This window comes from Campylobacter curvus (assembly GCF_013372125.1).
Taxonomy (GTDB): Bacteria; Campylobacterota; Campylobacteria; order Campylobacterales; family Campylobacteraceae; genus Campylobacter_A; species Campylobacter_A curvus.
In genome coordinates, this window is record NZ_CP053826.1 from 1,485,896 (window position 1) to 1,509,809 (window position 23,914).

At 46.4% G+C, this 23,914-nt stretch carries 26 protein-coding genes and 1 pseudogene; 5 read left to right on the top strand and 22 right to left on the bottom strand.

Features of this window, described 5'->3' with window-relative positions; all coding sequences use genetic code 11:
• Positions 1–36: 36 nt before the first annotated feature.
• The 8 genes from CCVT_RS07280 to CCVT_RS07315 form a co-directional block, all read right to left on the bottom strand.
• On the bottom strand, positions 37–606 hold the full coding sequence (locus tag CCVT_RS07280; protein ID WP_018136139.1) for a ComF family protein: 570 nt from the start codon (positions 604–606) through the stop codon (positions 37–39).
• Complete coding sequence (locus CCVT_RS07285) at positions 606–1,166, bottom strand: YajG family lipoprotein (RefSeq protein ID WP_018136138.1); 561 nt, start codon at positions 1,164–1,166, stop codon at positions 606–608. Before CCVT_RS07285 ends, CCVT_RS07280 begins: the two co-directional genes overlap by 1 nt.
• A gap of 9 nt (positions 1,167–1,175) precedes the next feature.
• On the bottom strand, positions 1,176–1,886 hold the full coding sequence (locus CCVT_RS07290; protein WP_009649311.1) for a hypothetical protein: 711 nt from the start codon (positions 1,884–1,886) through the stop codon (positions 1,176–1,178).
• Positions 1,880–2,110, bottom strand: coding sequence for a 2-hydroxymuconate tautomerase family protein (locus CCVT_RS07295; RefSeq protein ID WP_018136137.1), 231 nt, complete (start codon positions 2,108–2,110; stop codon positions 1,880–1,882). The genes CCVT_RS07290 and CCVT_RS07295 overlap by 7 nt, the downstream gene beginning before the upstream one ends.
• A 30-nt stretch (positions 2,111–2,140) precedes the next feature.
• The gene (lepA, locus tag CCVT_RS07300; protein WP_018136136.1) at positions 2,141–3,931 is read right to left on the bottom strand and encodes a translation elongation factor 4; all 1,791 of its coding nucleotides are present in this window, start codon (positions 3,929–3,931) and stop codon (positions 2,141–2,143) included.
• Positions 3,932–4,102: 171 nt separating this feature from the next.
• The gene (locus tag CCVT_RS07305) at positions 4,103–4,930 is read right to left on the bottom strand and encodes a DUF364 domain-containing protein (RefSeq protein ID WP_018136135.1); all 828 of its coding nucleotides are present in this window, start codon (positions 4,928–4,930) and stop codon (positions 4,103–4,105) included.
• A gap of 768 nt (positions 4,931–5,698) precedes the next feature.
• Positions 5,699–6,844 carry a cation diffusion facilitator family transporter gene (locus CCVT_RS07310; RefSeq protein WP_018136134.1) on the bottom strand — a complete coding sequence of 382 codons (1,146 nt, stop codon included), beginning with the start codon at positions 6,842–6,844 and terminating at the stop codon, positions 5,699–5,701.
• Between the two features lie 688 nt (positions 6,845–7,532).
• Complete coding sequence (locus CCVT_RS07315) at positions 7,533–8,345, bottom strand: ABC transporter six-transmembrane domain-containing protein (RefSeq protein WP_026175420.1); 813 nt, start codon at positions 8,343–8,345, stop codon at positions 7,533–7,535.
• A 472-nt stretch (positions 8,346–8,817) separates the two neighbouring features.
• Here CCVT_RS07315 and CCVT_RS07320 point away from each other — a divergent pair, with 472 nt between their 5' ends.
• Positions 8,818–9,447 carry an NAD(P)-dependent oxidoreductase gene (locus CCVT_RS07320; protein ID WP_018136131.1) on the top strand — a complete coding sequence of 210 codons (630 nt, stop codon included), beginning with the start codon at positions 8,818–8,820 and terminating at the stop codon, positions 9,445–9,447.
• Positions 9,448–9,540: 93 nt separating this feature from the next.
• The gene (locus tag CCVT_RS07325; RefSeq protein WP_018136130.1) at positions 9,541–9,957 is read left to right on the top strand and encodes an Rrf2 family transcriptional regulator; all 417 of its coding nucleotides are present in this window, start codon (positions 9,541–9,543) and stop codon (positions 9,955–9,957) included.
• Between the two features lie 172 nt (positions 9,958–10,129).
• Here CCVT_RS07325 and CCVT_RS07330 read toward each other — a convergent pair whose 3' ends face one another.
• Together CCVT_RS07330 and CCVT_RS07335 are read right to left on the bottom strand one after the other, a co-directional pair.
• Positions 10,130–11,059, bottom strand: coding sequence for a ribose-phosphate pyrophosphokinase (locus CCVT_RS07330; RefSeq protein ID WP_018136129.1), 930 nt, complete (start codon positions 11,057–11,059; stop codon positions 10,130–10,132).
• 60 nt (positions 11,060–11,119) lie between these two features.
• Complete coding sequence (locus CCVT_RS07335) at positions 11,120–11,452, bottom strand: hypothetical protein (RefSeq protein ID WP_018136128.1); 333 nt, start codon at positions 11,450–11,452, stop codon at positions 11,120–11,122.
• 53 nt (positions 11,453–11,505) lie between these two features.
• Between CCVT_RS07335 and CCVT_RS07340 the strand changes: the two genes are divergently transcribed.
• On the top strand, positions 11,506–11,868 hold the full coding sequence (locus CCVT_RS07340) for a DUF488 domain-containing protein (protein ID WP_018136127.1): 363 nt from the start codon (positions 11,506–11,508) through the stop codon (positions 11,866–11,868).
• 302 nt (positions 11,869–12,170) lie between these two features.
• Here CCVT_RS07340 and CCVT_RS07345 read toward each other — a convergent pair whose 3' ends face one another.
• The 12 genes and pseudogenes from CCVT_RS07345 to aroQ form a co-directional block, all read right to left on the bottom strand.
• Positions 12,171–12,758 (bottom strand): outer membrane beta-barrel protein, encoded by a 588-nt coding sequence (locus CCVT_RS07345; RefSeq protein WP_018136126.1) that lies wholly within the window; start codon positions 12,756–12,758, stop codon positions 12,171–12,173.
• Positions 12,759–12,857: 99 nt separating this feature from the next.
• Positions 12,858–13,877, bottom strand: coding sequence for a tRNA 2-thiouridine(34) synthase MnmA (mnmA, locus tag CCVT_RS07350; RefSeq protein ID WP_018136125.1), 1,020 nt, complete (start codon positions 13,875–13,877; stop codon positions 12,858–12,860).
• Positions 13,878–13,927: 50 nt separating this feature from the next.
• Positions 13,928–14,521: an LOG family protein gene (locus tag CCVT_RS07355; protein ID WP_018136124.1), complete on the bottom strand. Its 594-nt coding sequence runs from the start codon at positions 14,519–14,521 to the stop codon at positions 13,928–13,930.
• A 7-nt stretch (positions 14,522–14,528) separates the two neighbouring features.
• A complete protein-coding gene (gene fliY, locus CCVT_RS07360; protein ID WP_018136123.1) occupies positions 14,529–15,389 on the bottom strand; it encodes a flagellar motor switch protein FliY in 861 nt (286 codons plus the stop codon).
• A complete protein-coding gene (gene fliM / locus CCVT_RS07365; RefSeq protein WP_011992618.1) occupies positions 15,379–16,479 on the bottom strand; it encodes a flagellar motor switch protein FliM in 1,101 nt (366 codons plus the stop codon). The genes fliY and fliM overlap by 11 nt, the downstream gene beginning before the upstream one ends.
• Positions 16,479–17,183 (bottom strand): RNA polymerase sigma factor FliA, encoded by a 705-nt coding sequence (locus CCVT_RS07370; RefSeq protein ID WP_009649285.1) that lies wholly within the window; start codon positions 17,181–17,183, stop codon positions 16,479–16,481. Before CCVT_RS07370 ends, fliM begins: the two co-directional genes overlap by 1 nt.
• Positions 17,155–17,511, bottom strand: coding sequence for a hypothetical protein (locus tag CCVT_RS07375; RefSeq protein ID WP_009649280.1), 357 nt, complete (start codon positions 17,509–17,511; stop codon positions 17,155–17,157). Before CCVT_RS07375 ends, CCVT_RS07370 begins: the two co-directional genes overlap by 29 nt.
• 12 nt (positions 17,512–17,523) lie before the next feature.
• Positions 17,524–18,393 (bottom strand): P-loop NTPase, encoded by an 870-nt coding sequence (locus CCVT_RS07380; RefSeq protein ID WP_018136122.1) that lies wholly within the window; start codon positions 18,391–18,393, stop codon positions 17,524–17,526.
• Positions 18,386–19,761 (bottom strand): annotated as a pseudogene (gene flhF / locus CCVT_RS07385) (flagellar biosynthesis protein FlhF). The gene CCVT_RS07380 and the pseudogene flhF overlap by 8 nt, the downstream one beginning before the upstream one ends.
• A 9-nt stretch (positions 19,762–19,770) precedes the next feature.
• Positions 19,771–20,247 (bottom strand): 2-amino-4-hydroxy-6-hydroxymethyldihydropteridine diphosphokinase, encoded by a 477-nt coding sequence (gene folK, locus CCVT_RS07390; protein WP_018136121.1) that lies wholly within the window; start codon positions 20,245–20,247, stop codon positions 19,771–19,773.
• Complete coding sequence (locus CCVT_RS07395; protein WP_018136120.1) at positions 20,244–21,269, bottom strand: M24 family metallopeptidase; 1,026 nt, start codon at positions 21,267–21,269, stop codon at positions 20,244–20,246. The genes folK and CCVT_RS07395 overlap by 4 nt, the downstream gene beginning before the upstream one ends.
• Complete coding sequence (gene aroQ, locus CCVT_RS07400; RefSeq protein WP_018136119.1) at positions 21,266–21,745, bottom strand: type II 3-dehydroquinate dehydratase; 480 nt, start codon at positions 21,743–21,745, stop codon at positions 21,266–21,268. The genes CCVT_RS07395 and aroQ overlap by 4 nt, the downstream gene beginning before the upstream one ends.
• An 87-nt stretch (positions 21,746–21,832) precedes the next feature.
• Here aroQ and mqnF point away from each other — a divergent pair, with 87 nt between their 5' ends.
• Positions 21,833–23,047 (top strand): aminofutalosine deaminase family hydrolase, encoded by a 1,215-nt coding sequence (gene mqnF / locus CCVT_RS07405; RefSeq protein WP_018136118.1) that lies wholly within the window; start codon positions 21,833–21,835, stop codon positions 23,045–23,047.
• A complete protein-coding gene (gene sppA / locus CCVT_RS07410; protein ID WP_018136117.1) occupies positions 23,035–23,898 on the top strand; it encodes a signal peptide peptidase SppA in 864 nt (287 codons plus the stop codon). Before mqnF ends, sppA begins: the two co-directional genes overlap by 13 nt.
• Positions 23,899–23,914 lie beyond the last annotated feature (16 nt).

Sequence of the window (23,914 nt, forward strand, 5' to 3'; positions counted from 1 at the left end):
TTTAGCCAAAATTTGATAAAAACTTGCTAAATGGCTTTAATATCTGGCATCCGCCAAAACTATCGCGCAAAGCACATCTATACCTGAATTTTCCAGCGTGGCTTTGGCTTCAAGTATCGTCGTGCCCGTAGTTACGATATCATCGACCAAAATAACGGGAAATTTAGGACGCTTTAAAATTTTAAAATCCCTAGGATGACTTTGACGAAATTTCAGATCTTTTCCGCTGTAACTGACGTTTGAGCCAGCTTGCAAGGCTCGGTATATCGGGCGTAGAGTTTTGCTCTTTGCCGCACGTGCCAAGATCGCGGTGTGAGAGTAGCCATGTGTTATCTTATCGTCGATAGGCACGATGTTTATAGGCGAGTCAAATTTAAAATTTCGGCTAAATTTAGCAATGCTGAAATTCGCGAGGTTTTTATAGACGAAAAGCCCGTGCATTTGATGCTTGGAGTGGATCAAATTTTTGATCTCCGAGTAGTCATAGAAGCTGTAAATTTTAAACTCGCCGACCTCACGACAGCGGATAACGGGGTCGGATAAAATTTTAGAGCAAATTTTACAAAACGTAGCGATACTAAATGCGCCGCAAAATGCGCATCGCATCAGCTGTTTATTATCGCTGCGGCCGTGCGTTTGACGGCGTCGTCTATCATGTCTTTAAGAAACGGTTTAAAGGCGCTGCCCGTGCGGATGAGCTCAAATTTCGTTTGATTGTTTGATATGTTTTTCACGATATTTTGATCGCCCTTGGTGATCTTTAGCGTGATCTTGATGTTGCCGCGGGTGTTGTCGCTTTTGTATCCACTCATATTCGCGTCAAATTCGTTTATGAAAACTTCGACCACTAGCCCGCCCATAGAGCCGACATTTACGCCGTTTGAGACTAGTTGCGTCGTGAGCGCCTCTTTAAACCAGCCGGCAAGGTCGTTTTGTAACATGACATACTCTTTTACGCTGCCCTTGCCGTCGGTTATCGTAGCTACGGTGCTTTTATTTTTGCGGTTGTCATGAACGTTTGAGATATAGACCTCAAGGCCGTTTTTGTTTGCCCCAGCCGAAGTCGCCTTATAAGGATCCAGCGCTACCACGCTTTGAGAAGGCGCGCAGCCTACCAAGATAAATGCAAAAAGCCCAAAAATCGCTAAAAATTTTAAATTTTTCATATCGTTTCCTTATAGTTTTGAAATTTCATCGGCTATCTTTATCGCCGCTTGCTTTACCAAAAGTGCGATAAAAAAGTCAAACTGATCCGACCTGTCGGCCTCTAACTTCTCGACATGATGCCTTGTGGCGATGTTGATTTGCTTGTTGAAATTTATATTTGAGAGGCGTAGTCTGCCATTTAGTCTGCCATTTAGTGTTTCGCCGTTTTGGTTGTAGTTTCCGCGAAGATAATCAAAGCTAAAATCAAGTCTATATGTATAAGGCGAGGTTTGCGTATCTACGACGACCATGCCCCTGGAGCTGAGCTCTTTTTCCAAAAATAGATAAAGCAGCACTTCAAGGCGCGGATTTGAGCTAAATACCATCCCCGAGCCGTCCTTTTTCGTGTAATAAATCGATCTCGCGTTCTCTCTGGCATCGACTATGCGGTGTAGATAGACCTTTTTTAGCCCGATGTTTATGTCTATCATATTTTTTTCCAAGCAGCAGTTTATAGCCACATCGCTTTTATATTTCACACCGTTTATGAAAACGCCATCTCCCGAGCCCTCGCACGCACTGCAATCAGCCGGTACGCGCATGACCTCTTCAAAATACATCTTGCTTTGACCGTCTATATCAGCACCCGCCGCACCGCACGAGCCGCAATACCTAGACGCGCATCCGGCAAGCATGAACGCCGCGATCAGCGCGATAAAAATAGCTTTAAAATTTAGCATTTAAGCTCCTTTTGCTCTTTGGCTAGCTTTCTCACATTTGTTATCGTCTTGCCGCCAAGCCCGTAGTTATCGGTATCTATCTCATCGATGATGACGACCGTGCTGGCCTTGTTTTTACCAAGCACATCGACAAGCAACTGCGTCACGCCATCTATCAAGCGCTCCTTTTGCTCACGCGTAGGCTCGCCGTTTTCTTTAGTGATCCTTATATTTACAAATGGCATATCCGTCCTTTAAAATTTAGCACCAAAAGCTTAATCGATCTTTAATACGCTCAAAAAAGCCTCTTGCGGTAAATTTACCTTGCCGATGGCTTTCATACGCTTCTTGCCCTCTTTTTGCTTTTCAAGTAGCTTGCGTTTGCGCGTGATGTCGCCGCCGTAGCATTTTGCCGTGACGTTTTTACCCATCGACTTGACGGTCTCGCGGGCGATGATTTTATTGCCTATGCTCGCTTGTATCGCCACTTCAAAGAGCTGGCGCGGCACGATCTCTTTCATCGCCTTGACAAAGTCTCGCCCCTTACTTTGTGCCTTGCTTTCTGGCACGATGATCGAGAGCGCATCGACGGTCTCGCCGGCGACCTTGATGTCGAGCTTGACAAGATCCCCTTCGCGGTAGTCGCTTGGCTCATAGTCAAAACTCGCGTAGCCCTTCGTCGAGCTTTTTAGTTTGTCGTAAAAGTCCATGACGATCTCGTTCATCGGGATGTCGTATTCGAGCAGGACGCGCTCGGGCGTGATGTAGTCCATCTTTGTCTGTACGCCGCGGCGGTTGTTTAAAAGCGTGATGATGTTGCCTAAAAACTCGGTCGGCGTGATGATGGTCGAGCGCACGTAGGGCTCTTTTATCATTTCGATTTTATTGACCGCAGGCAGCTGGCTTGGGTTTTGGATACGTAAAATTTGCCCGTCCGTTTGCACGACCTCGTAGGTCACGGTCGGGGCTGTGGCGATGAGATCAAGGTCAAATTCGCGCTCCAAACGCTCCTTGATGACCTCCATGTGAAGCAAGCCCAAAAAGCCCACGCGAAAGCCAAATCCCAGTGCGATCGAGGTCTCTGGCTCATAGCTAATGGAGCTGTCGTTTAGTTTTAGTTTATCCAGTGCGTCGCGTAGGTCTTCAAATTTATCCGTTTCGATCGGATAAATGCCTGCAAATACAAACGGCTTTGCCCGCTCAAACCCGCCCACAGGCTCTTTTGTCGGATTTTTAGCCAGCGTGATCGTGTCGCCAACCTGCACGTCGCTCACGTTTTTTAGCCCCAGCACGATTATGCCCACTTCGCCAGCAGCGATACGCGCGGTCTTTATCGGCGCGATAGGATGAGGATACATGAGGTCTAGCACGATGTGTTTTTTGTTTGTGCCCATGACGAGCACTTCGTCGTTTTTCTTTATCTCGCCGTCGTAAATTCTCACGAGAGCGAGTGCGCCAAGGTAGTTGTCAAACCAGCTGTCGTAAATGAGCGCCTTCGTCGGCAGGGTGTCGTTCGCGTCAGGGGCTGGCACGCGCCTAACGATGGCTTCAAGCAGCTCGTTTATGCCTGCGCCCGTTTTCGCGCTGACCTCGATCGCGCCGCTACAATCAAGCCCGATGACGTGCTCTATCTCGTCTTTTACGCGCTGTGGGTCTGCGGCTGGAAGGTCGATTTTATTGATGACGGGGATGATTTCTAGGTTGTTTTCAAGCGCGATATAGACGTTTGCGATCGTTTGCGCCTCGACGCCTTGGCTCGCATCGACTACGAGCAGCGCGCCCTCGCAGCTAGCTAGGCTTCGGCTGACCTCATAGCTAAAATCCACATGCCCCGGAGTGTCGATCAAATTTAGGACGAAATTTTGCCCGTCAAGGGTGTAGTTTAGCCGCACGCTTTGGGCTTTTATCGTGATACCGCGCTCCTTTTCTATATCCATCGTATCCATGATCTGCGAGCTCATCTCGCGGCTGCTGACTGCGCCGCACTCTTGGATGAGACGATCAGCCAGAGTGGATTTGCCATGGTCGATGTGAGCGATGATACTAAAATTTCTGATGTTTTTCATAGAGTTCCTAAGCTAAATTTAGGGCGATTTTAGCGAAAAAATCATTTAAAACAGTATAAACGCAAGCTTTTTGCTAAATCAGCCCAAAATATGGCTAAATTTAGAAGCCAATATGTTAGCGGGTGCGGGCGTCATCGCTTTATAAGGCTGGGCGGCGATTAGTGGATAAATTTAGCTCCGTTTCGCGCTTATCGTGATTTTATTTGCAAATTTGCCGAAAAAATGATACCCCGAGCCAGCCTCAGCGATGATGTCAAGCAGCGCGCCCGCGTCCCTCACATAAACGCCGCCCGCGTAGCTCACACCCCTATCAAACATCGCCTTTGGCAGCATCGACACGGTCGGCCCTACGACCACGACGTTTGCGTCCGCCTTTTTCATCGCGAGCAAATTTTCAAGCGTGTCATTTATAAGCGTCGTGCCCGTGATTATGAGATTATCAGCCTTTGGCACGACCTCGACGGCAGCCTGCGCCGGTAGGTAAAATTTAAGCTCGTCAGGCTTTAAAACGCTCTTATCAAGCTCCAATATCCTAAAATCCCTACCGTTTTTCATCATAAATTTTATGTATGGCACGAGCGCGCCCACGATCACGCTAAAAGAGTCCGCCTTGATGTCGAGCTTATCGAAAGGATCAGCGTCAAATTCGAGCTCGTGTAGATTTGGATTTTTTTGCAGGCAGGTTTGCGAGAGTGCGTTTATGACGGCTATGGCGAGCGTCTTTTTTAGGGATTTGTCGCTGTGGATGTCTTGTAAAAAATATTTCACATTTTTGCCCACGAGCCTGCCAGAAAGCGGCATCTTATCAGCCTGAGAGGGGCAGCACACGGCCGAGCCAAGAGATTTTAGCGGAGTGTAGCTCACGCCTGCGACGCCGTTATTTAGCTTCACGCCAGTAAAAAATAGCCCAAATACCACGCGTTCCACGCTTAAATTTTCTATCTCGCTGCCTAAAATTTCATAAATTTGCCCTAGCGTTTGCTCTAAAATTTCACTCATCATTTCTCCGTTTTGTTTAAATTTAGCTCTACTTGAAAAGGCATTGATTTCTTGAATTTTAAAATTTGCAAAGTAAAATTTTACTAAATTTAAGCTCTGTTAAAATATTTCATTGATTTTAAGTTTCCAAAGCAGGGGAATGTCATTCCTGTAAAACCTTGTTAGCGAGTTTATTGCCATCAATTTTTACTTCACGCCGCGCGTTCGCAACGTTCTGCTCTGCTTCACTTCGTTTGCAGCTTTTCAAGAAGTAGTTGCGTGACGTTGCCAAAGCGTCTCGGAGAGGAAAAGCACGACCAGCGCCCCAGTAGTAGCGTGAAGTAGAAAAATCGTGTTGCACGTTCGGCTACTCGCTCCCGTGCAGAAGCTAATCGCACACTGTCCGAGTGCTCCCATTTGTTATCGCACTCACCCACGCTGCATTTATTTTTTAAGGGAAGGAAGGGGGTTCTACTTACGGGAGAATGCGGACAGCATTCGAGTAGCCCCATTCTGCCTTTGCTATTTTTTGCTCGCACAGCAGACACTGTCCGTGTCTGCAAACGCGCTCGCTCATTCTATTACGCTCTTGCCTTTTAAGAGGCGGACGGGTGTTCTACTTGCGAAGCGTCGCCCACCTTCCCACACTGCACGCCTAAGGGGTTGCATTCGTGCCTGACGGCACTGCAACGTTTTCTGTCCTGTTTTATTCTAAGCGATATTGCTTTTGATACCTTATTAAATTTAAAATATTAACATATTTTTAAAACATACCCTAAATTTACTACTTTAATGACTATGCCCCAAATGTCCCGCTTCGCCGCCTTTTATCTCGCAGATGAGCTCGTCGGCGTGTCCGTGCGCTCCGGTTTCGATCTGTATCGTGACGTGAGCGATGCCAAGGTGCGCTAGCTTGCGCTCTATCTCGTGCGTCACCTCTTGCGCCGCGCTCACGCTCATGTCACCCTCTATCACGACGTGCGCCGAGAGCGCATTTACGCCGCTTGTGATGCTCCAAACGTGCAGATCGTGCGTGGATCTAACGCCCGTCGTCCCGCCAATAGCCGCTAAAATTTCGCTCGTATCGACGTTTGCGGGCGCGCCCTCCATTAGGATGTGAAAGGTGGCTTTTAGCACGCCGTATCCGCTCTTTGCGATGAGTAGCGACACGAGCACGCTAGCCACAGCGTCCGCCCAGCCCCAGCCAAAGCTCATGATGAGTATCGCCGCCACGATCGCACCCACAGAGCCCAGAGCGTCGCCCAGCACGTGCAGATACGCGCCCCGCATATTCACGTTTTCTTTCGTGTCCGCCCCGCGCGCCATATAAAGCGCGACGACGATATTTACTGCAAGCCCCACCGCGCTGATAACCAGCATGCCTAAGCTTGCCACTTCGGGCGGGTTTTGCAGGCGACGGATCGCTTCGATGACGACGAGAATGGCGATGGCAATGAGCGCGATGCCGTTTATCGCCGCGGCTAAAATTTCCACGCGCTTGTAGCCAAATGTGTTTTGCAACGTGCCCTTTTTCTCGCCAAATTTAAATGCAAACAGCGAAAGCGCGAGGGCGGCGGCGTCTGAAAACATATGCCCTGCGTCTGATAGCAGCGCGAGGGAGTTTGTAGCCAGCCCGCCCGCGATCTCAACGAGCATGAAGCCAAAGATGATTAAAAACGAATTTCGCAACGTGGTTTTGTTCGCCGCATGCGAGTGAGCGTGTGTGTCGTGGTTGTGCGCTTCGTGATCATGTTTGTTTCCGCCTTTCTCCTTATGCACGTGTTTTTCGGTGTCGTGTTTATTGCAGCAGAGTTTTTCGTGTGCGTGCTCGTTCGGGACGCATTCGTTGCAGTTGTATTCGCCCTGTGCGTGTTCGCTTTGGATATGGTCGCCGCACTCATTCAGCGTGCGCTCGTCGTGGTCTTGTTCTGACATTTTTATCCTTTATTTGTGCTCGATGCTTGAAAATTTGCCCTACGTGTCCACCATAAAGCCTGTGTCGCACGATCTTGCCGATTTTTTGCATTTTACGAGGCTGTTTTTGTAGCGCGGCTAGCTGTACGGGACGGCAGCTTTGCTTAAATTTAGCACGTTTGCGATGTTGCAGACATTGTTAAATTTAAAATTTCGAGCCAAATTTGATAGACATTATAGCCAAATGGGCATTTGGTTGTCGATTAAATTTCCGATAAATTTGACATCGGTAAATTTATGGCTGGCAACGAAAGGTAAAATTTGATAAATTTGAAGGTTCTGTTTTGAAAGTGTTGATGTTTGGATTTATAAATTTAATAAATTTATCAAATGGTATGGGGCTGCTTGCGGGAGAACGCGACCAGCATGCCTGTATCGAGCCCTTTCTTGCCATTTTTCGCTCGCACAGCAGACACTGTCCGTGTCTGCAAACGCACTCGCTCGTTTTATCATACTTTATGTCTTTTAAGGGGAGGAAGGGGTTCTACCTACGAAGCGTCTCCCCTTCCTCCCCTTTAACCCCTCTAACCCCACTGCACGTTCAAAGTTGCTGTCACTGCGTGACAGGTTTTTACTTTTTTTAAAAAATTGAAAACCCAAAGTCGCTAGCCCGTCTTATACCGAAATTTGAGACAAATTTAGCTTAAATTTACTCCTTGTTCGCCGCATTTATGCGTTTGCCGATATCTTTTAAATTTGAAAACTCTTCAATGAGGCGCGGCGAGTCGTCCAGACTTATCGCGAAGCTACACAGATACGTGACTACCGAGTAGATGTGCCCCGCGCTGTCCTTGCCGCCTATATCTATCGTCAAAAACGCCGCCGAGACGCCGATGATAAAGTAGCTCATCGCCTCGCGGTTTGAGATCGCTACGCGCAGGCGTGAAACGATGTCGTAGTGGCGTTTTAGCGTGCTAAATTTACCTAAATTTATGGCGGCGGCTTCCTTTTCGAGGCGGTCGTTTAAGCGAAGGTAAAGGTAGTCGTTGCGGCGAACGTATCTAGGCAGCACGAGTGCGAAAACGACCATCACGAGGACGCACGCGAACGCGACTTTTAGCTCGATGAAAAGCAACATAAACGCCGAGCCGATGATCGAGACGACCGTCGTGAAAAACATCGGAAAATGCGACTCGAAAAAATTTACAAATTCACGCGAAAGTGCGACGCGAGCGATGATGGCGGAGTCATCTTTTTGATTTTGCTTCTCGTTTAGGATGACATTTACGGCGATCTTGGCGTAGATGCTCGTAAAGACCTGCGTATCGATGCGCTGCCTCACCGCGCCGACAAACCACATGAAAAGTACCACAAGAGCATAGACGAGGGCTTTTACGCGCTCGCCGGCGATTAGCGAATTTATCGCAAAGCCCGCAAATATCGGATACATCAGAAACAGCGCGTTTTCAGCCAGCACGAGGCTAAACGTGAAAATGAGCTTTTTGGCGTTTTCTTTGGCGATGCGTTTTAGCGTTTTAAAGGCGTTTTGCTACAAAATTTCTCCTGAATTTCGGTTTTTTGGGGCGATTGTAGCGAAAATTATGTTTTTGTCAAATTTGGGAAATTTAGGGCTTTGTAAATTTTATAAAGTAAAATTCTAAACCTATAAAAGGACGGACAGGGTTTTACTTGCGGGAGAATGCGATCAGCGTTCGAGTAGTTCCTTTCTGCTTTTCCTACAGGGGCGGGGCTAGAATTACGGTTTGCTCGCAGATGCAAGCGAAGCAAAACTACTCCTACCCCTCACTAACCCGACCCCAGCACGTTCAAAGTTGTTGCTACTTTGTAGCAGATTTAAATTTTTTGCTGTAACTGTTGATATTACAACAAATGTCTGATATAATGCGTCGTAACAAAATTAATTACAACTTTTGAAAGTCCGTTTTAAACGGCTTTAGTTGTAAAATTTTGAAATTTACCCAAAAGGACATAAAATGAAAGTAGCGATCATCGGTGCAAACGGCAAGGCTGGCGGATTTATCCTAAACGAGGCGCTTAGTAGAGGATACGACGTCACGGCTATCGTACGAAACAAAGCCTACAAAAACGACAAGGTTAAAATTTTATACAAAGACATAATGAGTCTAAAAAAAGCCGATCTGGCGGGCTTTGATGCGGTTATCAGCGCGTTTGGCTCGTTTAACGGCGAGGAACATACAAGGGTTTTGACACACCTCGCCGATATGTTAAGCGGTAGTGACACCCGCTTGCTCGTAGTAGGCGGTGCGGGCAGCCTATACACGGACGCTTCGCACACTATGAGACTGTTTGAGACGCCTGATTTTCCAAGCAAATACAAACCGACTGCGACTGCGATGGCAAAGGCGTTTGACGCCCTAAGAAAGCGAAGCGACGTGAAATGGACGTATTTCTCCCCTGCGGCGGAATTTGACCCGAGCCTGCCAAAGAGCGGCAAATACACGCTTGGTGGCGAGGAATTTATCCTAAATCGTAAAGGCGAGAGCGTGATCGGCTACGCAGATTACGCCGTAGCGATGATAGACGAGCTAGAAAACGCAAAATTCGTGCAAAAGCGCTTCACCGCTGTGGGTGAGAGGGCGTAAATTCATCGTACCGCCTTATCTAAGATGAGGCGGACGCAATCAAAAGTAAATTTTGGCTAAAATAATGGGATTTCATAAAATTTAGAGGGCAAAGTGCAGGTAGGGATAAAATTTTCGGTATCGATCCATATATTATTATCGGCGGAATTTTTTAAAGATGAGAAAGTGACTAGCGAGTTCATCGCGGACAGCGTGGGGACAAACCCCGTCATAATAAGAAAGCTCACGCAGCTTTTGAAAAAGGCGGGGCTACTTGAGGTAAGGGCCGGCGTGGGTGGAGTAAATTTAGCCAAAAAGCCGGGGCAAATCACACTTTTTGATGTCTATCAGGCGGTTAGCGACGATGAGAAAAATCTATTTAAAATCCACGCCAAATCGCCTGCGGCCTGTCCGCTTGGCGGCAAGATAGAAAATTTACTAAATTCTCATTTTATAAGCGCTCAAAATGCGATGCAAAAAGAGCTTGGCAAGGTAAATCTACAAGATCTTTTAGACGAGTTGAAGGCCTAAATTTAGCCCTTTTTATAAATGGCAAGATAGCGAAAAGATCGCGCTACAAAAACTTCTCGCTCCTGCCTGCGCTCGCCCTCTTTCGCGTTTTGCAAAGCCAAGCAAATTTAAGAAAATTTCAAAATTTATCATCGGTAGCCAAATAAACTACCGATGTTTGCTGGAGTAATGATCAATTAAATAAGCTATTTACGCTCTCGTTGTGATAAACGCGCCTGATGACTTCGCCAAAGAGCGGCGCGACGCTTATCACTTTTATGCAGTCTAAATTTTCTTTAAGCGGTATCGTATCGGTCACAACGAGCTCGTCTAAAAAGCCCATTTTTAGGCGCTCATACGCAGGCCCGCTTAGTACCGGATGTGTGCAAAAGGCCATCACGCTGGTAGCTCCGCACTCTTTGAAAACCTCAGCGGCCTTTACTATCGTGCCTGCCGTGTCTATCATATCGTCTACTAGTATCACGTCTTTACCGTTTACGTCGCCTATGATGTTCATCACTTCGCTTTCGTTGGCTTTTTCACGGCGTTTATCGACGATGACCATGTCTAAATTTAGATTTTTAGCAAGCGCTCTGGCGCGTGCGACGCCGCCTACATCCGGGCTCGCTACTATCGGGTTTGGAAGGCTTTTAGTCCTGACATACTCGTTAAAAACGATGCTTCCGTAGAGGTTATCGACCGGGATATCGAAAAATCCCTGTATCTGTCCGGCGTGTAGGTCCATCGTGACGACACGGTCGATGCCAGCAGTTTGCATCATGTTAGCCACGAGCTTTGCGGTGATCGGCACGCGAGGAGCGGCCTTTCTATCCTGTCTAGCATAGCCAAAATACGGCACTATCGCAGTTATAGAGCTTGCCGAGCTTCGCTTGAGCGCGTCGGTCAGGATCAAAAGCTCCATTAAATTTATATTTGCCGGTGCACAGGTCGGCTGGATCACGAAAACGTCCTTGCCGCGCACGCTCTCGCCCACTTGGATATTTATCTCGCCGTCGCTGAAGCGCTTTATATTTGCTTCGCTCAGCGGCAGCGAGAGATATTGAGAAATTTTCCTCGAAAGCTCGATATTGGCCGTTCCCGAGAAAATTTTATAGCCTCTCATCTTGAAAACCTTTAGCTTGATTTGATGAGTAATTTTAGCAAAATGAGCTAAATTTTAAATTTAAAGCTCCTCTTCCCACTCGCTCCAGCCCACAAACATCACGTCACCCTCGATGACACCGACACCTTTTGTCTTTAGCGCCCCGTCCTTGTCATAGCATGTCACCAAAGCCCTGCCGTTTTCCTCCTCGATAAACATCCCCCATTTCGTCTCATTGCCAAAATCATCCACCATGTCCCAATCGTATTCGCCAAAAAAGCTATCGCTTGCCGTTCCTTCGCCCTTAGCGACACCTCCGACTACGACTACTCCCGCGTAAAACGCCCAAGTCGAGGTTATCGTTCCGTTTTTAAAATCTTTTACAAATTTAGCGCAGCCAACGTTTTGTCTCATCGTTTTCCTTTAAAATTTTCGTCATTTTAATAAAATTTGGATAAAATTCCTGCATGTTTAAAGTAATAAGAATTTACGACTTCATAAAGTCGGGTGAGAGCGATTTTGAAGGTGTCTTTGTGGATAGACTCTATCCAAGAGGCGTGAGGAAGGAAATCTTCGAGCAGTTTTTGTGGCTAAAAAGCGTCACTCCGTCAAACGAGCTTAGAACGTGGTTTCACTTCGACAAAGAGGGCAGGTTTAAGGAATTTTGTGCTAAATTTAGACGTGAGCTTCAAGGCGAGGAGGCGCAAAAGGGGCTTAAAATTTTAAAAGATCTGGAAGCAAAGCACAAAAATGTCGCCTTACTCACGGCCGTAAAAGAGCCAGAGCTAAGCCATGTCAAAGTGATCTTGCAGGCGCTAAAAGGCAAATAAACGGCTCTTTTGGCATGGGTCAAATCATTTGGCCAAAAACCAATTGCTTTATAAAATTTTACTTCGCTGGAGAATTTAGGATTTTAAGAATCAGCTTTATTTTAAATACTCTTAAACGAATGCTTCGCAAATCTTACTCGCTCCACAAAGTGCCGAACATATAGCACGATTTTGACGGTCAGTCTTGCGACTTTCCTCAAAATCGGCGGCAATAGTGTCGCTTCATAAGATTTGACTTCGCGTCAGTAAAAATTTTTACAAAAAGAGTCTTTGATTAAAGTCGGGAGAGCCCCGACTTTGATTTAGAATTTGTAGTTATATGCGGCGTATAGGCCGTAGCTGTTGAATTTACCCTCATCGAATTTCGTCCTGTCGTATCTCAAGCCAAGCTCGACCTCGTTGTGCTCGTCAAAGCTATAAAGACCGCCCACTCTGCCACCGATAGTCCAGTCAGTGGAGTTGTCAGATATATGCACCCTTTCGCCAGGGCCGACTGTGCCTAGTTTATAGTCAAGATACGTAAGGCCGGTATATGCTCCGACTAAAAATCTCAAATTTTGTGCGATCTGAGGCGTATAGTCAGCACCGACTAAAAATTTATGAGTTTTCCATTTAAGATCGGCCTTCACGTCGCCTACCGTTTTGTGAGCCTTAGCTTTAGTGCCGTAGACGTATTCGCCGTAAACTCTGTAATCGCCAAAGTCATAACCGCCTTGGACTCCAAGCGGGATAGATGAGTCTTTAAATTTTATGCCGTCATCCTTAAGCTCGTTGCCGGATTTGAAGTTATAGCCTACACTGCCGCCTACGAACGCACCTTGCGCGAGGGCGCACGAGCAAGCTAGCGAGCCAAGAACGGCGACTTTCAACAACGCGTTTGAAATTTTCATTTTAACTCCTTGTTTTAAAGTATCCATAACTATATCGCTAAATTTTTAATAGCCCATAAATCCAAATTTGACGAAAAATTCGCTTTTATAAACGTAAGCTCACTTTATAAATCCGCTCGCAATGACGCGCTCACCGTCATACATCACGCAAAGCTGCCCCTGAGCGACGCCAAGAGCGTTTTGAGATAGCGCAACTACGGCGGTTTTATTTTGCCTATCAATCTTTACGCTGGCTTCTAACTTTGGACTGCGATATCTTATCTTCGTCTCACACTCGAACTCGTCCTCATCAATGAACAAATTCACATTCTCAAGCTCGACGATCTTTTGTGCCAGGTCGTCCTTGCTACCAACGACTATCTCGTTTTTATCGGCGTTTATCTTTAGCACGAAGTGCGGCTCATGCGCACCAAATACCTCAAAGCCGCGTCTTTTGCCGATCGTGTAATGCATATAACCTTGATGACGGCCGATGACCTTGCCGTGTTTATCGACGACATTGCCCGGTAGATTCGTGTTGTAATGCTTATTTAAAATTTCGATATAAGTATCTTCTACGAAGCAAATCTCGCTGCTCTCAGGCTGCGTGGCAAACTCGTTTAGCACGGGCACTTCGCGTGCTAGCTCTTTGATGTCGGCTTTAAATTTATCTCCAAGCGGGAAAATAACGTCTTTTAGCACCTCTTTTGGCACCTGAGCCAAAAAATAGCTCTGATCTTTGCTCGGATCTTTCGCCATCGTGACAAAGCCGTCTATTATCTGCACGTAATGCCCCGTCGCAAGCTTCTCGCAGCCGTTTTGCTTGGCGAAATTCAAAAGTGCGCCCAGCTTTATGAAGCGGTTGCAAAGCGCGCACGGATTTGGCGTCTTGCCCTCTTTATAAAGCCTGACAAAAGGATCGTAGACGAATTCGTTGAATTTATCTTGCAGGTCTAAAATATGCACCTTTATGCCAAGATAATCGCCCACTTTTTTGACCTTGCGGATATTTTCTTCGTGGTAGCCGGGCTTTTGGTGCAGCTTCATATAACAGCCCTCTATCTCGTGGCCGGCTTCTTTTAAGATTTTAGCGGTCATCGTGCTATCCACGCCGCCGCTCATAGCAACCATTATCTTCATAAAAACCTTTTTGTAAAATTAATGTAAAGAGGAGATTATATATCTGAATTTTAAATATGTAAAATTTCGCTCACTATAAGCTCGATGTCATCGGTGATCTTGTATAGATCCACATCTTTTTGGCTTATCGTTTTTTGGGTGACTAGAGTTGTTTTTATAAACTCATCTAGCCTTTGCCAAAATTTTGTGCCGACAAGGTAAATTTTGACCTTTTTGCTACCGATCTGCGCCAAAACCAAAATTTCAAACAGCTCATCAAGCGTACCAAAGCCGCCCGGAAATACGACGAACGCGACCGAGCTGTCAGTCAGTGCAAATTTACGCGGGCTTAAATTTGAAAAGAGATATTTCGCGGTCACATAAGGATTTGTCGCTTGCTCAAACGGCAAACGCACGTTCAGCCCGATACTGGGACTCTTGCCGCTCTCAAATGCGCCCTTGTTTGCGGCCCTCATTATGCCGTCTCCGCCGCCGGTCAATACCGCAAATCCAAGCTCGCCCAGCCTAAACGCGAGATCGTACGCCATTTTGCAATAGGCGTTATCATCGTCAAATCTAGCCGAACCAAAAAAGGTAACATTTTTGTTTTTGTAATTTAAAATGCTTTGAAATTTCAGCAGGTCGTCTATCAGATCGCTACTCATTTTGCCCCTATTTTAGCTGCTGCAGACGCTCGCGCTTAGAGCCTATCTGAGTGATCTGGATACCGAAATTCCCGTCTATTATCACGACCTCGCCAAGTGCGATGACCTTGTCACCGATCAAAATTTCAAGCGGATCGTTAGCCAGTTGATTTAGCTCGATGACCGAGCCTATGTCCATGCTGAGCACGTCTTTTAGCAGCATCCTTTTAGAGCCGATGCGCACGCGAATAGGTAAGCGCACGTCCATTATGAGGTTGATATTTCGCATCTCTTCGGCGCTAAATTCGCTCCTGGATCCGTGAGTCGCTTTTGCCTGATCGCCGCTTTGTGATTCGCTCTCGCCGACCTTCGTAGGCTCAAAAAATTTCATCAATGTGTGATCGCATACAAAGCCGATATGCTCGTTTATATCCTCTATCTTGACGCTAAATAAAAACAGCTTTTCATAAACCGAAAAATCAAGTGCGGAATTTTCATCGAGGAAATTTACGTTTACTATCTCAAAGCTGATCTTTGGCATGCCTTTTTGTGCGCCAAGCGAGGTGCTAAAAGCGCTTAAAAGGTTTGAAAATATCTCCTTTGCGGCGTCCAGTTCATCAGCTCCCAGCGTTTCGTTTCGCGAAATTTCCTCCTCGCCCATCATCCATTCGCTGATCGCGCTTACCAAAATCGGTGTGCAGACGATCTCGGCTTTTGCGTTCACATCGCCGCTTAGCATGACGCTAGCCATGACCACAGGCGGCTTTATGCCGTTTTGAGTAGGGGCGTCAAAGTCGTTTCTCTCGCCTACTTCCGGTGTGCGTCCGGTCAGTCCTTCGACCGTGGCCTTAAGCTCGTTCGTAAATAAATTGAAAAAATCATTCGTCATCGTCTTGGCTCTCTTCTTCGTTCGTGTTTTCGTCAGGCTCATACGCCATAAGTTTGGCTTTACGCTCCTCTTCGTATTTTTCAAGGATATTTTTGATTTCATCCTTATCGGAGCGGATGAGCTGCTCGATTTTTATGGATTTTCTAAACCTATGCAGCCCGACCTCGGCTAAAAATACCTCTTTTTTATCGATGCAAACGATGGCTTTGTCGTCTGCGCTCCTATCAAGACGCACGATGTCGCCCTCTTTTAGATCTAAAAATTCGCTCACACTGACTATGGCCTTGCCTAAAATCGCCTCATAAAGCACCTCGGCGCGTCCGATAAGCGTCTTTAGCTCCTTGTTTCGGCTCTTTTTAGCCGACGTCTCGCCTAGCATTATATCGCGATTTGCCAGGCGGCTTAATATGGGCTCCAGATAGATGACAGGGTAGCATAAATTTATCATCCCGCTTGAATTTCCCACGATGATCTCCATCACGACCATTATCACGATCTCGTTTTGAGATACGATCTGAACGACGTTTGGTGAGCTCTCTTTGGCTTCGACGTTTGGATACATGTCAGTTATCATCGCCCAGCTCTCTTTTAGGCGCTGCATTATCATCCTAAGCACTGCATCGAGTAAATTCACCTCGATGTCTGTCAGCTCGCGATTAGTCTCGAAATTTTCGCCCGTTCCACCAAGCAGACGATCTATCATCGGAAAGGCGATGCTGGGGTTTATCTCCAAAATACAGTTGCCATCAAGCGGCTTTATACTAAAGACGTTAAAGCTGGTCGGGCTTGGAAGGCTCATCAAAAACTCACCGTAAGTCATCTGATCTACACTGTGAAGGCGAATTTCGACGATGCTTCTCATCACGCTTGAAATTTGTGAGGCTAAATTCCTGGCAAGCTTGTCGTGGATACCTTTGATCGCGCGAAGCTGCTCTTTGCTCACGCGATTTGGGCGCTTAAAATCATAAATGATGATCTGCTTTTGCTCGCCCGGTGCGCTCTCTTCTATCTCGATCGAGCTAGTATCGCCGTCTTCATCGACAACTTCAAGCAGCGCGTCTATCTCTTCTTGACTTAAAATATCAGCCATTAAGCCCCCAAACTCTTTCTTAGCCTATCCAAAAGCCGTTTATGTATCTGTGAAATTCTGCTCTCGCTTATCTGCATTATCTCGCTTATCTCTTTTAAATTCAGCTCTTCGTAATAATATAGCTGAATGACCATTTGATCGCGCTCGTCAAAATTTTCAAGTATTGCCTCTATCTTTTGTATGAGATCCTCTTTTTCCACGCTTTGCTCTACGTTGTGCTGGCTAAAAAGCTCCATCTGATCGTCTATCGGAAGCACCGTAATGATGCTGCTGACGCCTCTTGCTTCGCGGATCTTTTCTATATCTTCGCCGAGCTTTTTGGCTAAATATTCATCGTCGGGCTCTTCTTCAAATTCGTTAAAATAAGCGTCGATAGCGGAATTTATAGCCTTTACCAGCTTCCTGTTCGTTCGGCTCATTATATCAAGTCCGCGCAAATAATCAAGCATAGCGCCGTAAATACGCTTTTTGCCGTATCCCCAAAAGGAGTCGTTTTGCTCCTTGTCGTATTTGCGGCTAAGCTTTATCATCTCCTCCACGCCTACACCGATGAGATCGTTCACATCGATACTGGAGGGCAAGCGCTCCTTTAGTCTAAAGGCCATCGCACGAAGTGCGGGCATATACTGCAAGACTATCTCGTCTTGCTCTTTTTTTATCGTATTTTGATAAGCGTTAAGCTGCTTTTGCTTTAGCTCGTGCATTTTCTTTGCCTGAAATTTTATCGGCCTGTTCGGCTGCGGCGGCTACTTTTAGCATGATGTTTTCCATGCGTTTTTCCCTTATGGCGAGCTCCGAGATCAGATAATCAGCGATCTCTTCGTGTCTATCCTTATCGAAAAATCTCTTCATCGTGCGGCGAACGTCTACGTAGTTCATTATCACGATGTGAACGATGAGATAAAAGAAAAACGTTATAAGTAGCGTATAAACGAGCATTTCGACAGGCTCGTTTACCTTTAAAAGCGTAAAAAGCATACCCACAAAAAAGCCGCAAACCGTAAAAAATGCTATAAAATTCTCTGCTCGCACAAGTGGCTCCCTTTAAAATTGTTCTATCAAGCGCTTGAAAAATCCGCCAAAGCTCCTGCTTTGCCCGTCAGTAAGCACTTTTCGTTCCAACCTATAAAGCAAATTCGACGCTATTTGCTTTATCTGCGTGCTTGGCTGCGAATACGGCGCATCGTTCGTAAAGAGCGTGCGCTGCTTTATGCTCTTTGCTACGCCCTTGTCAGCCTCGACACAGCCTATCAGCTCGAGGCTTAAATTCGAGCCGATATTGGTATCGGCCACGCGTTTTATATTTTCAAAAATTCTGGCCGCCTCGGCTTCGTTTTTTACCATATTTAAAAGCATGAGTTCGTTGTTTTTAAACCTTGAGACTATCTTTATCACGGCGTAAGCGTCGGTTATAGCGGCGGGATCTGGCACGGTCACTACGATTATCTCGTCGGCTGCCTCTAAAAAGAGCTGAGTGTTGCCACCTATGCCCGCTCCCGTGTCTATTATGAGAAAATCGAGCTCATCAAGCTCGCCGGCCTCGCTTAAAAACCTCTCGTATAAAAATTGATTGTTAAATTTCAAAATTTCATCGCCACTCTCGCCCGGGATCAAGATCAGGTTTTTATTCACCGGTATCAAAATTTCCTTTAGCGAGCACTCGCCTTTTAGCACGTGAAGCAGGTTTTTACCCATTTTGACGTTTAGTATCACGTCTAAATTCGCCAGACCGATGTCAGCGTCAAGCAGCCCGACTTTATAGCCGTTTTGAGAGAGGATATTGGCTAAATTCGCGCTTATCGTGCTTTTGCCCACACCGCCTTTGCCGCTCGTTATCGCGATGAAATGAGTGCTTTTTTGGCTACTGCTGGCAGATACTAAATTTTGTAGTTTTTGGGCTTGGTTGCTACTCATCATCGTCCTTACCGGATGCGCCCTTATCGTATCCATCAAGCACACACTCGACTAGGAATTCACTCTTTGCTTCAAGCAGATCATCAGGCACTTCTTGACCTACGCAAAAGTAGCTCACCGGCGTATTCGTCTCGTAAATGAGCGAAAAAACGTTGCCAAAGATACGTGTCTCGTCAAATTTCGTGATGATGAGCGTGTCGATATCCAAAAATGAAAATCCGTTGTAAATTTCCATCAGATCCTCGACCTTAGAGCCCGCAGAAAGCACTAGATTCACGTCTATCTGCGCGCCGCTATGCTTTAAAAATTTATCGAGCTTATCAAGCTTTTCTTTATCGTATTGAGAATTCCCCGTGGTGTCTATTAGTATCACATCGCAGTGGCTGAGCGTCTTTATCGCGTCTTTAAACTCCTCCACCTCTATCACGTCGAGGATCGGCAGCTTCATCATCTTTGCGTATTGAAAGAGCTGCTCGACCGCTCCGATACGATACGTATCAAGCGTGATGATGCCTGTTTTATAGCGCTTTTCGTTGCCATAAGCAAATCTAGCCGCAAGCTTTGCAAGCGTAGTCGTCTTACCGACACCAGTAGGCCCCACCAGCATCATTATGCGCTGCTTTTTGTCGCTTCGCTCCTTGCGGCAAGGCAGCATATTTCGCAAAAGCGAGTAAAAATATCGCTTCACGGCGGTCGGATTTGACTTCATCGACGCGGGCAAATTTTGTATCGTAGCCTGCATGATCGCCTCAAGATGCTCGTTTTTCATGCCGCTTTTCTTTGCGGCCTTATAAATGCTGGCAAATTCCGGCGGTATCGCGAGATTGTTGCGATTTGGCGCGCGCTCGTCCCATATCAGTCGGTTATTAGCCCTAGCTTTTCGTTTAGGGCGTTGACCTGCTTCGCGACGTCGTCTATTTTTTTATTCATGCCTAAATTCGGCTCGTCGCTTGATCTTATCTCGGTGATATCGACATTTGCGATGGCGCTGATCTCTTTTGCCGCGGCCGAGATGTTTAAAAGCACGCTCTCGTCATAAGGCTCGGGCGAAACGGTCTTTGGCTTTTTGGCTAAATTTTGGCTTGGTTGCTCGGTTATCTCAAATTTTGGCTTGGCAGGCTCGTAGTTTTGGTTAAATTTCGAGTAGGCATTTTCGTAGTTCACGGCTTTAGGATTTGGCTTTGGTTTGGCAGGCACGTCGTCCTCTTCGACGCTGACTAAAATTTCATAAAGCGGCTTTTTGTTTATAGTCTTTGCTTGTATCTGCTTGGTGGTTACTAATATCGCCTTCTCGCCGCAAGCATCTTGCGCCTTTTTCAGCGCTTCGATAGTGCTCTCGCCAGTAAATGTATGAAATTTCGTTGCCATTTATATCCTTTAACCTCTCATAAGCCCCATCGGCACTATCACGCTGAGCCTCTCGCCAGCCCCCTTGTGAGGAAGCCTCAGCCTCTCACTCTTTCTTGAAAGCCCGCTAAAATACAAAATATCCAGATCAAGCGTCCTGGGCGCATTTTTAAAGCTTCGCACGCGCTTAAATTTACGCTCGTAATGCTGCAAAATTTTAAGCAAAACGTTCGAGCCAAGGCTCGTTTGCAAATTTATGACAGCGTTACTGAAATCTGCCTGCGCTTCGTATCCAAATGCCGCATTTATCAGTATCGGCGAGCACTCAACGATATGAAACCGCCTGTCACTTGATAACGCTCTTATAAATCTGTCAAAACGCTTCGCGCTGTTGTCGATATTGCCGCCAAGCCCGACAAAAGCGCTAAATTTAAAATTTTCATCGAAACCAAAATAGCAGGGACAAAAGCGACTTCTCTCAAGCCTCCTCGCTCCCGCCAGCCTCATAAAATCTCAGCCCCGTTCTCGCGCACGACGACCACGTCTTCGATACGCACGCCAAATTCATTTTCCAGATAAATACCTGGCTCGACGCTAAAGACCATGCCTTCTTTTAAAATTTCATTGCTTTTAGCCGCGATAAAAGGCAGCTCGTGGATATCTACGCCCACTCCATGGCCCGTCGAGTGGAAAAAATCCTTCGCATAGCCCGCATCTGCGATGACTTTGCGAGCGGCAGCATCTATGTCGCTGGCCTTTGCGCCCACTTTCACGGCCGCTATACCGGCAGCCTGCGCGCGTTTTACGATCTCGTATATCTCTTGTCGCTTCGCATTTTTGAAATTTTGCTCTTTTGAAAAATTGAAATTTTCATCAAAGCACGCAGTCCTGGTGCGATCGGAGCAGTAGCGCTCGAATTTCACTCCGGCGTCTAAAAGCAGCAGATCGCCCTTTTTTAAAATTTTATCGGTCGGCAGCGCATGCGCCTTTGCGGCATTTTCGTTTATCGCGACGATAGGATCGAAGCTTAGATTAAGGCTGTTTTTTTGCCTAAAAATGAGGCCTGCGTTAAAATGCAGCTCCCTTTCGCTCATGCCTTCGCCGTTTTTGCGTACGAACGCGGCAAATTCGTCGAAGCATTTCGCGCCTAGCCTCGCGGCCTCTTTTAAAATTTCGATCTCTTTCTCATTTTTGCAGATCCGCTTTAGCTGCGAGAAATTCGGCTTTGGCTTGAAATTTATACTAAACCCCCTGCTAAGAGCCTTAAAATCGCTCACGCTAAGCTCGTTCGGGTTAAAAACCAGGCTTTTTGGCCTTAGCTTTCTTAAAAGCGCTCTTGCCTCGCTCATCAAGTATCGCTGCGCTAAAACGACGACGGTATCGCTATTTACAGAGGCTTTAGCCTCGAAATAATACCTCGCGTCGGTGATGAAATATTTCACTGCGTCCACGCAGAGTAAAATTTCATTGTCGCAGCTGTAGCCGCACTCGAAAAATACGGCGTTCTCGTCTTTTAAGATGAAATTCATTTATTTTCTTGATTTGCTCTTATGGCTTTGATCTGCTCGAAAATTTGAAGCATACCTATCATCGCCAGATGATATCCAACAGGTCCAAAACCTACTATCTGACCCGCTGCGATCGGCGCTATGAGGCTTTTATGGCGAAATTCCTCACGGCGATGTATGTTGCTGATATGCACTTCGATGACAGGCAGTGCAACCGCGCTCAGAGCGTCTCTGATAGCGATAGAAGTATGCGTATATGCGGCCGGATTTATGATGATACCGTCGGCTTCGCCCAGGCACTCTTGGATCTTATCCACGATCTCGCCTTCTAGGTTGCTTTGAAAAAACTCGATGTCGATATTGTTTTGATCGGCTACGATCTTCATTTGAGCGTGGATATCTTCCATCTTCATCGCACCGTATACAGAAGGCTCGCGAACGCCCAGCATGTTGATGTTAGGGCCTTGCACGACCATGATTTTTAGCTTCTTATCCATACTTTTCCTTTTTTGTAAAATGTTGTTTGATTATACATTTTTGTTCCTAAATTTTCGCTACAATAAGGAAAAATTTCAAGGTTTTTTATGGAAATTTTAAAGGCCAAATGGCTGATCGTTTGCGATGAAAATTTCAAAATTTTAAAAGATCGTTGCATCGCTTTTGACGAGAAAATTCGCGCTATCGGTAGTGAAAGCGAACTGAGAGCGAAATTCAAAAACGCCAAATTCAGTGAGCTTAGAAACTCCGTCATCGCGCCCGCATTCGTAAATACGCATGTTCATTTAGAATTTAGCGCAAACGCGTCCGAGCTTACATACGGTGATTTTATAGCGTGGCTTGGCTCTATCGTGACTCATGGCGGTGAGCTTGCTAAAAAATGCATGCCAAAGATCATGCAAAAAGCCCTAAATTCTATGCTAAAAAGCGGTATCGGCACGGTGGGCGCGGTCTCTAGCTTCGGCAAAGATCTGCATATCTTAGCCGCTTCGCCCGCTAGAGTCGTGTTTTTCAATGAAATTTTAGGCTCAAACGGCGAATTAGTAGAGCAAAACTGGCTAAATTTCATGGCTAAATTCAAGACCAGTCAGGCATTTGCCAGCGCTCGCTTCACGCCTGCCGTATCGCTTCACTCGCCCTACTCTATCCATCCTGATCTTGCTATAAAGGCGCTAAATTTCGCGCGCGAGGAAAATTTAGTAGTCTGCACGCATTTTTTAGAGAGCAAAGCGGAAAAAAACTGGCTAGATAGCGGCACAGGCGCGTTTAAAGAGCATCTAAAGCGCTTTGTCAAAGAGCCAAAGCCAATGTTTAGCGCAGATAGCTATTTTGCACAGTTTTCGCAGCTTAGGACACTTTTTACGCATTGCGTTTATGAGAGCGATTTTACGAAATTTAAGCCCTATCACTCTATCACGCACTGCGCGGTCTCAAACCGCTTGCTTGGTAAAAAAGCGCTCGATCTAGGCGCTATCTTGCGCGCTAAAGTAAATCTAAATATCGGCACCGACGGACTTAGCTCAAACATCAGCCTAAATTTTTGGGATGAGCTAAGAGCCGTTCTCTTGACGCATCAAAATTTAGAGCTCAACCATCTTGCCAAAGTCGTTTTCAAGGCGGCTACAAAAGGCGGTGCAGACGCACTTGGTATAAATAACGGCGAGCTAAAGCCCGCTAAACTGGCCGATATCGCAGTTTATAGCGCTCCAAAATGCGACGATAGCGAGCTTGTTTTGCAGCTCATCTTGCACACCAAACAGGCCAAAAGACTTTATATAGGAGGAAAAATTTGCGAATTTTAAAGCTCATTTTCGCGCCAGTGGCGGCGATCTTAAAATTTATCAATACCAACTTCAAAGCGCTCGTGTTTTTACTGATCTTGATCCTGCTCTTTGCGCCAGGCAGCGACATAAAGCAGCCGAATTTAGCGCAGATAGACATAAAAGGCGCACTATTTGACACGGATGAAATTTTAAACAAACTAGAAGAGCTCAGAAACGATCAAAATATAAAAGGCGTGCTGCTTTACATCGACAGTCCGGGCGGTGCGCTAAGCCCTAGCGTAGAGATAGCCACGCAGGTAAAAAGGCTAAAAGAGAGTAAAAAAGTGCTGGCGTATGCGGGTGGTAGCATGGCTAGCGGCAGCTACTACGCAGGCGTGAATGCGGATAAAATTTTGGCAAACCCGGGCTCTTTTATAGGCTCGATCGGAGTCATCATGCAAGCGCCAAACATAGCCGAACTAGCGCATAAAATCGGCGTCAGCGAGCAGGTCGTAAAGGCCGGAGAGCTCAAGGAGGCCGGCACATTTACTAGGCAATGGAGCAAAGAGGAGCGCGCAAGCCTGCAAAATTTAGTAGACGGCGCGTATGAGCTCTTTACAAAAGACGTGGCGCAGGCGCGAAATTTAAGCCTTGATAAAAAGGACGAGTGGGCAAATGCGAGGGTATTTTTAGCTGACGATGCGCTAAAAATAGGGCTCATAGACGGCGTGTGCGGATATTTTGACGCAAAGAGCGAGCTTGAGGCGATGAGCGGCGTAGACGAGCCCATCTGGCAAGAAAAGCCGCAGATCGAAAAGCTGATGGAAAAATTTACGCATCAAGGTATAAATTCGCTTTTTAGCGCCTTTTTTAGCGTGCAGACGAGATGAATACGTAGCTACCTCG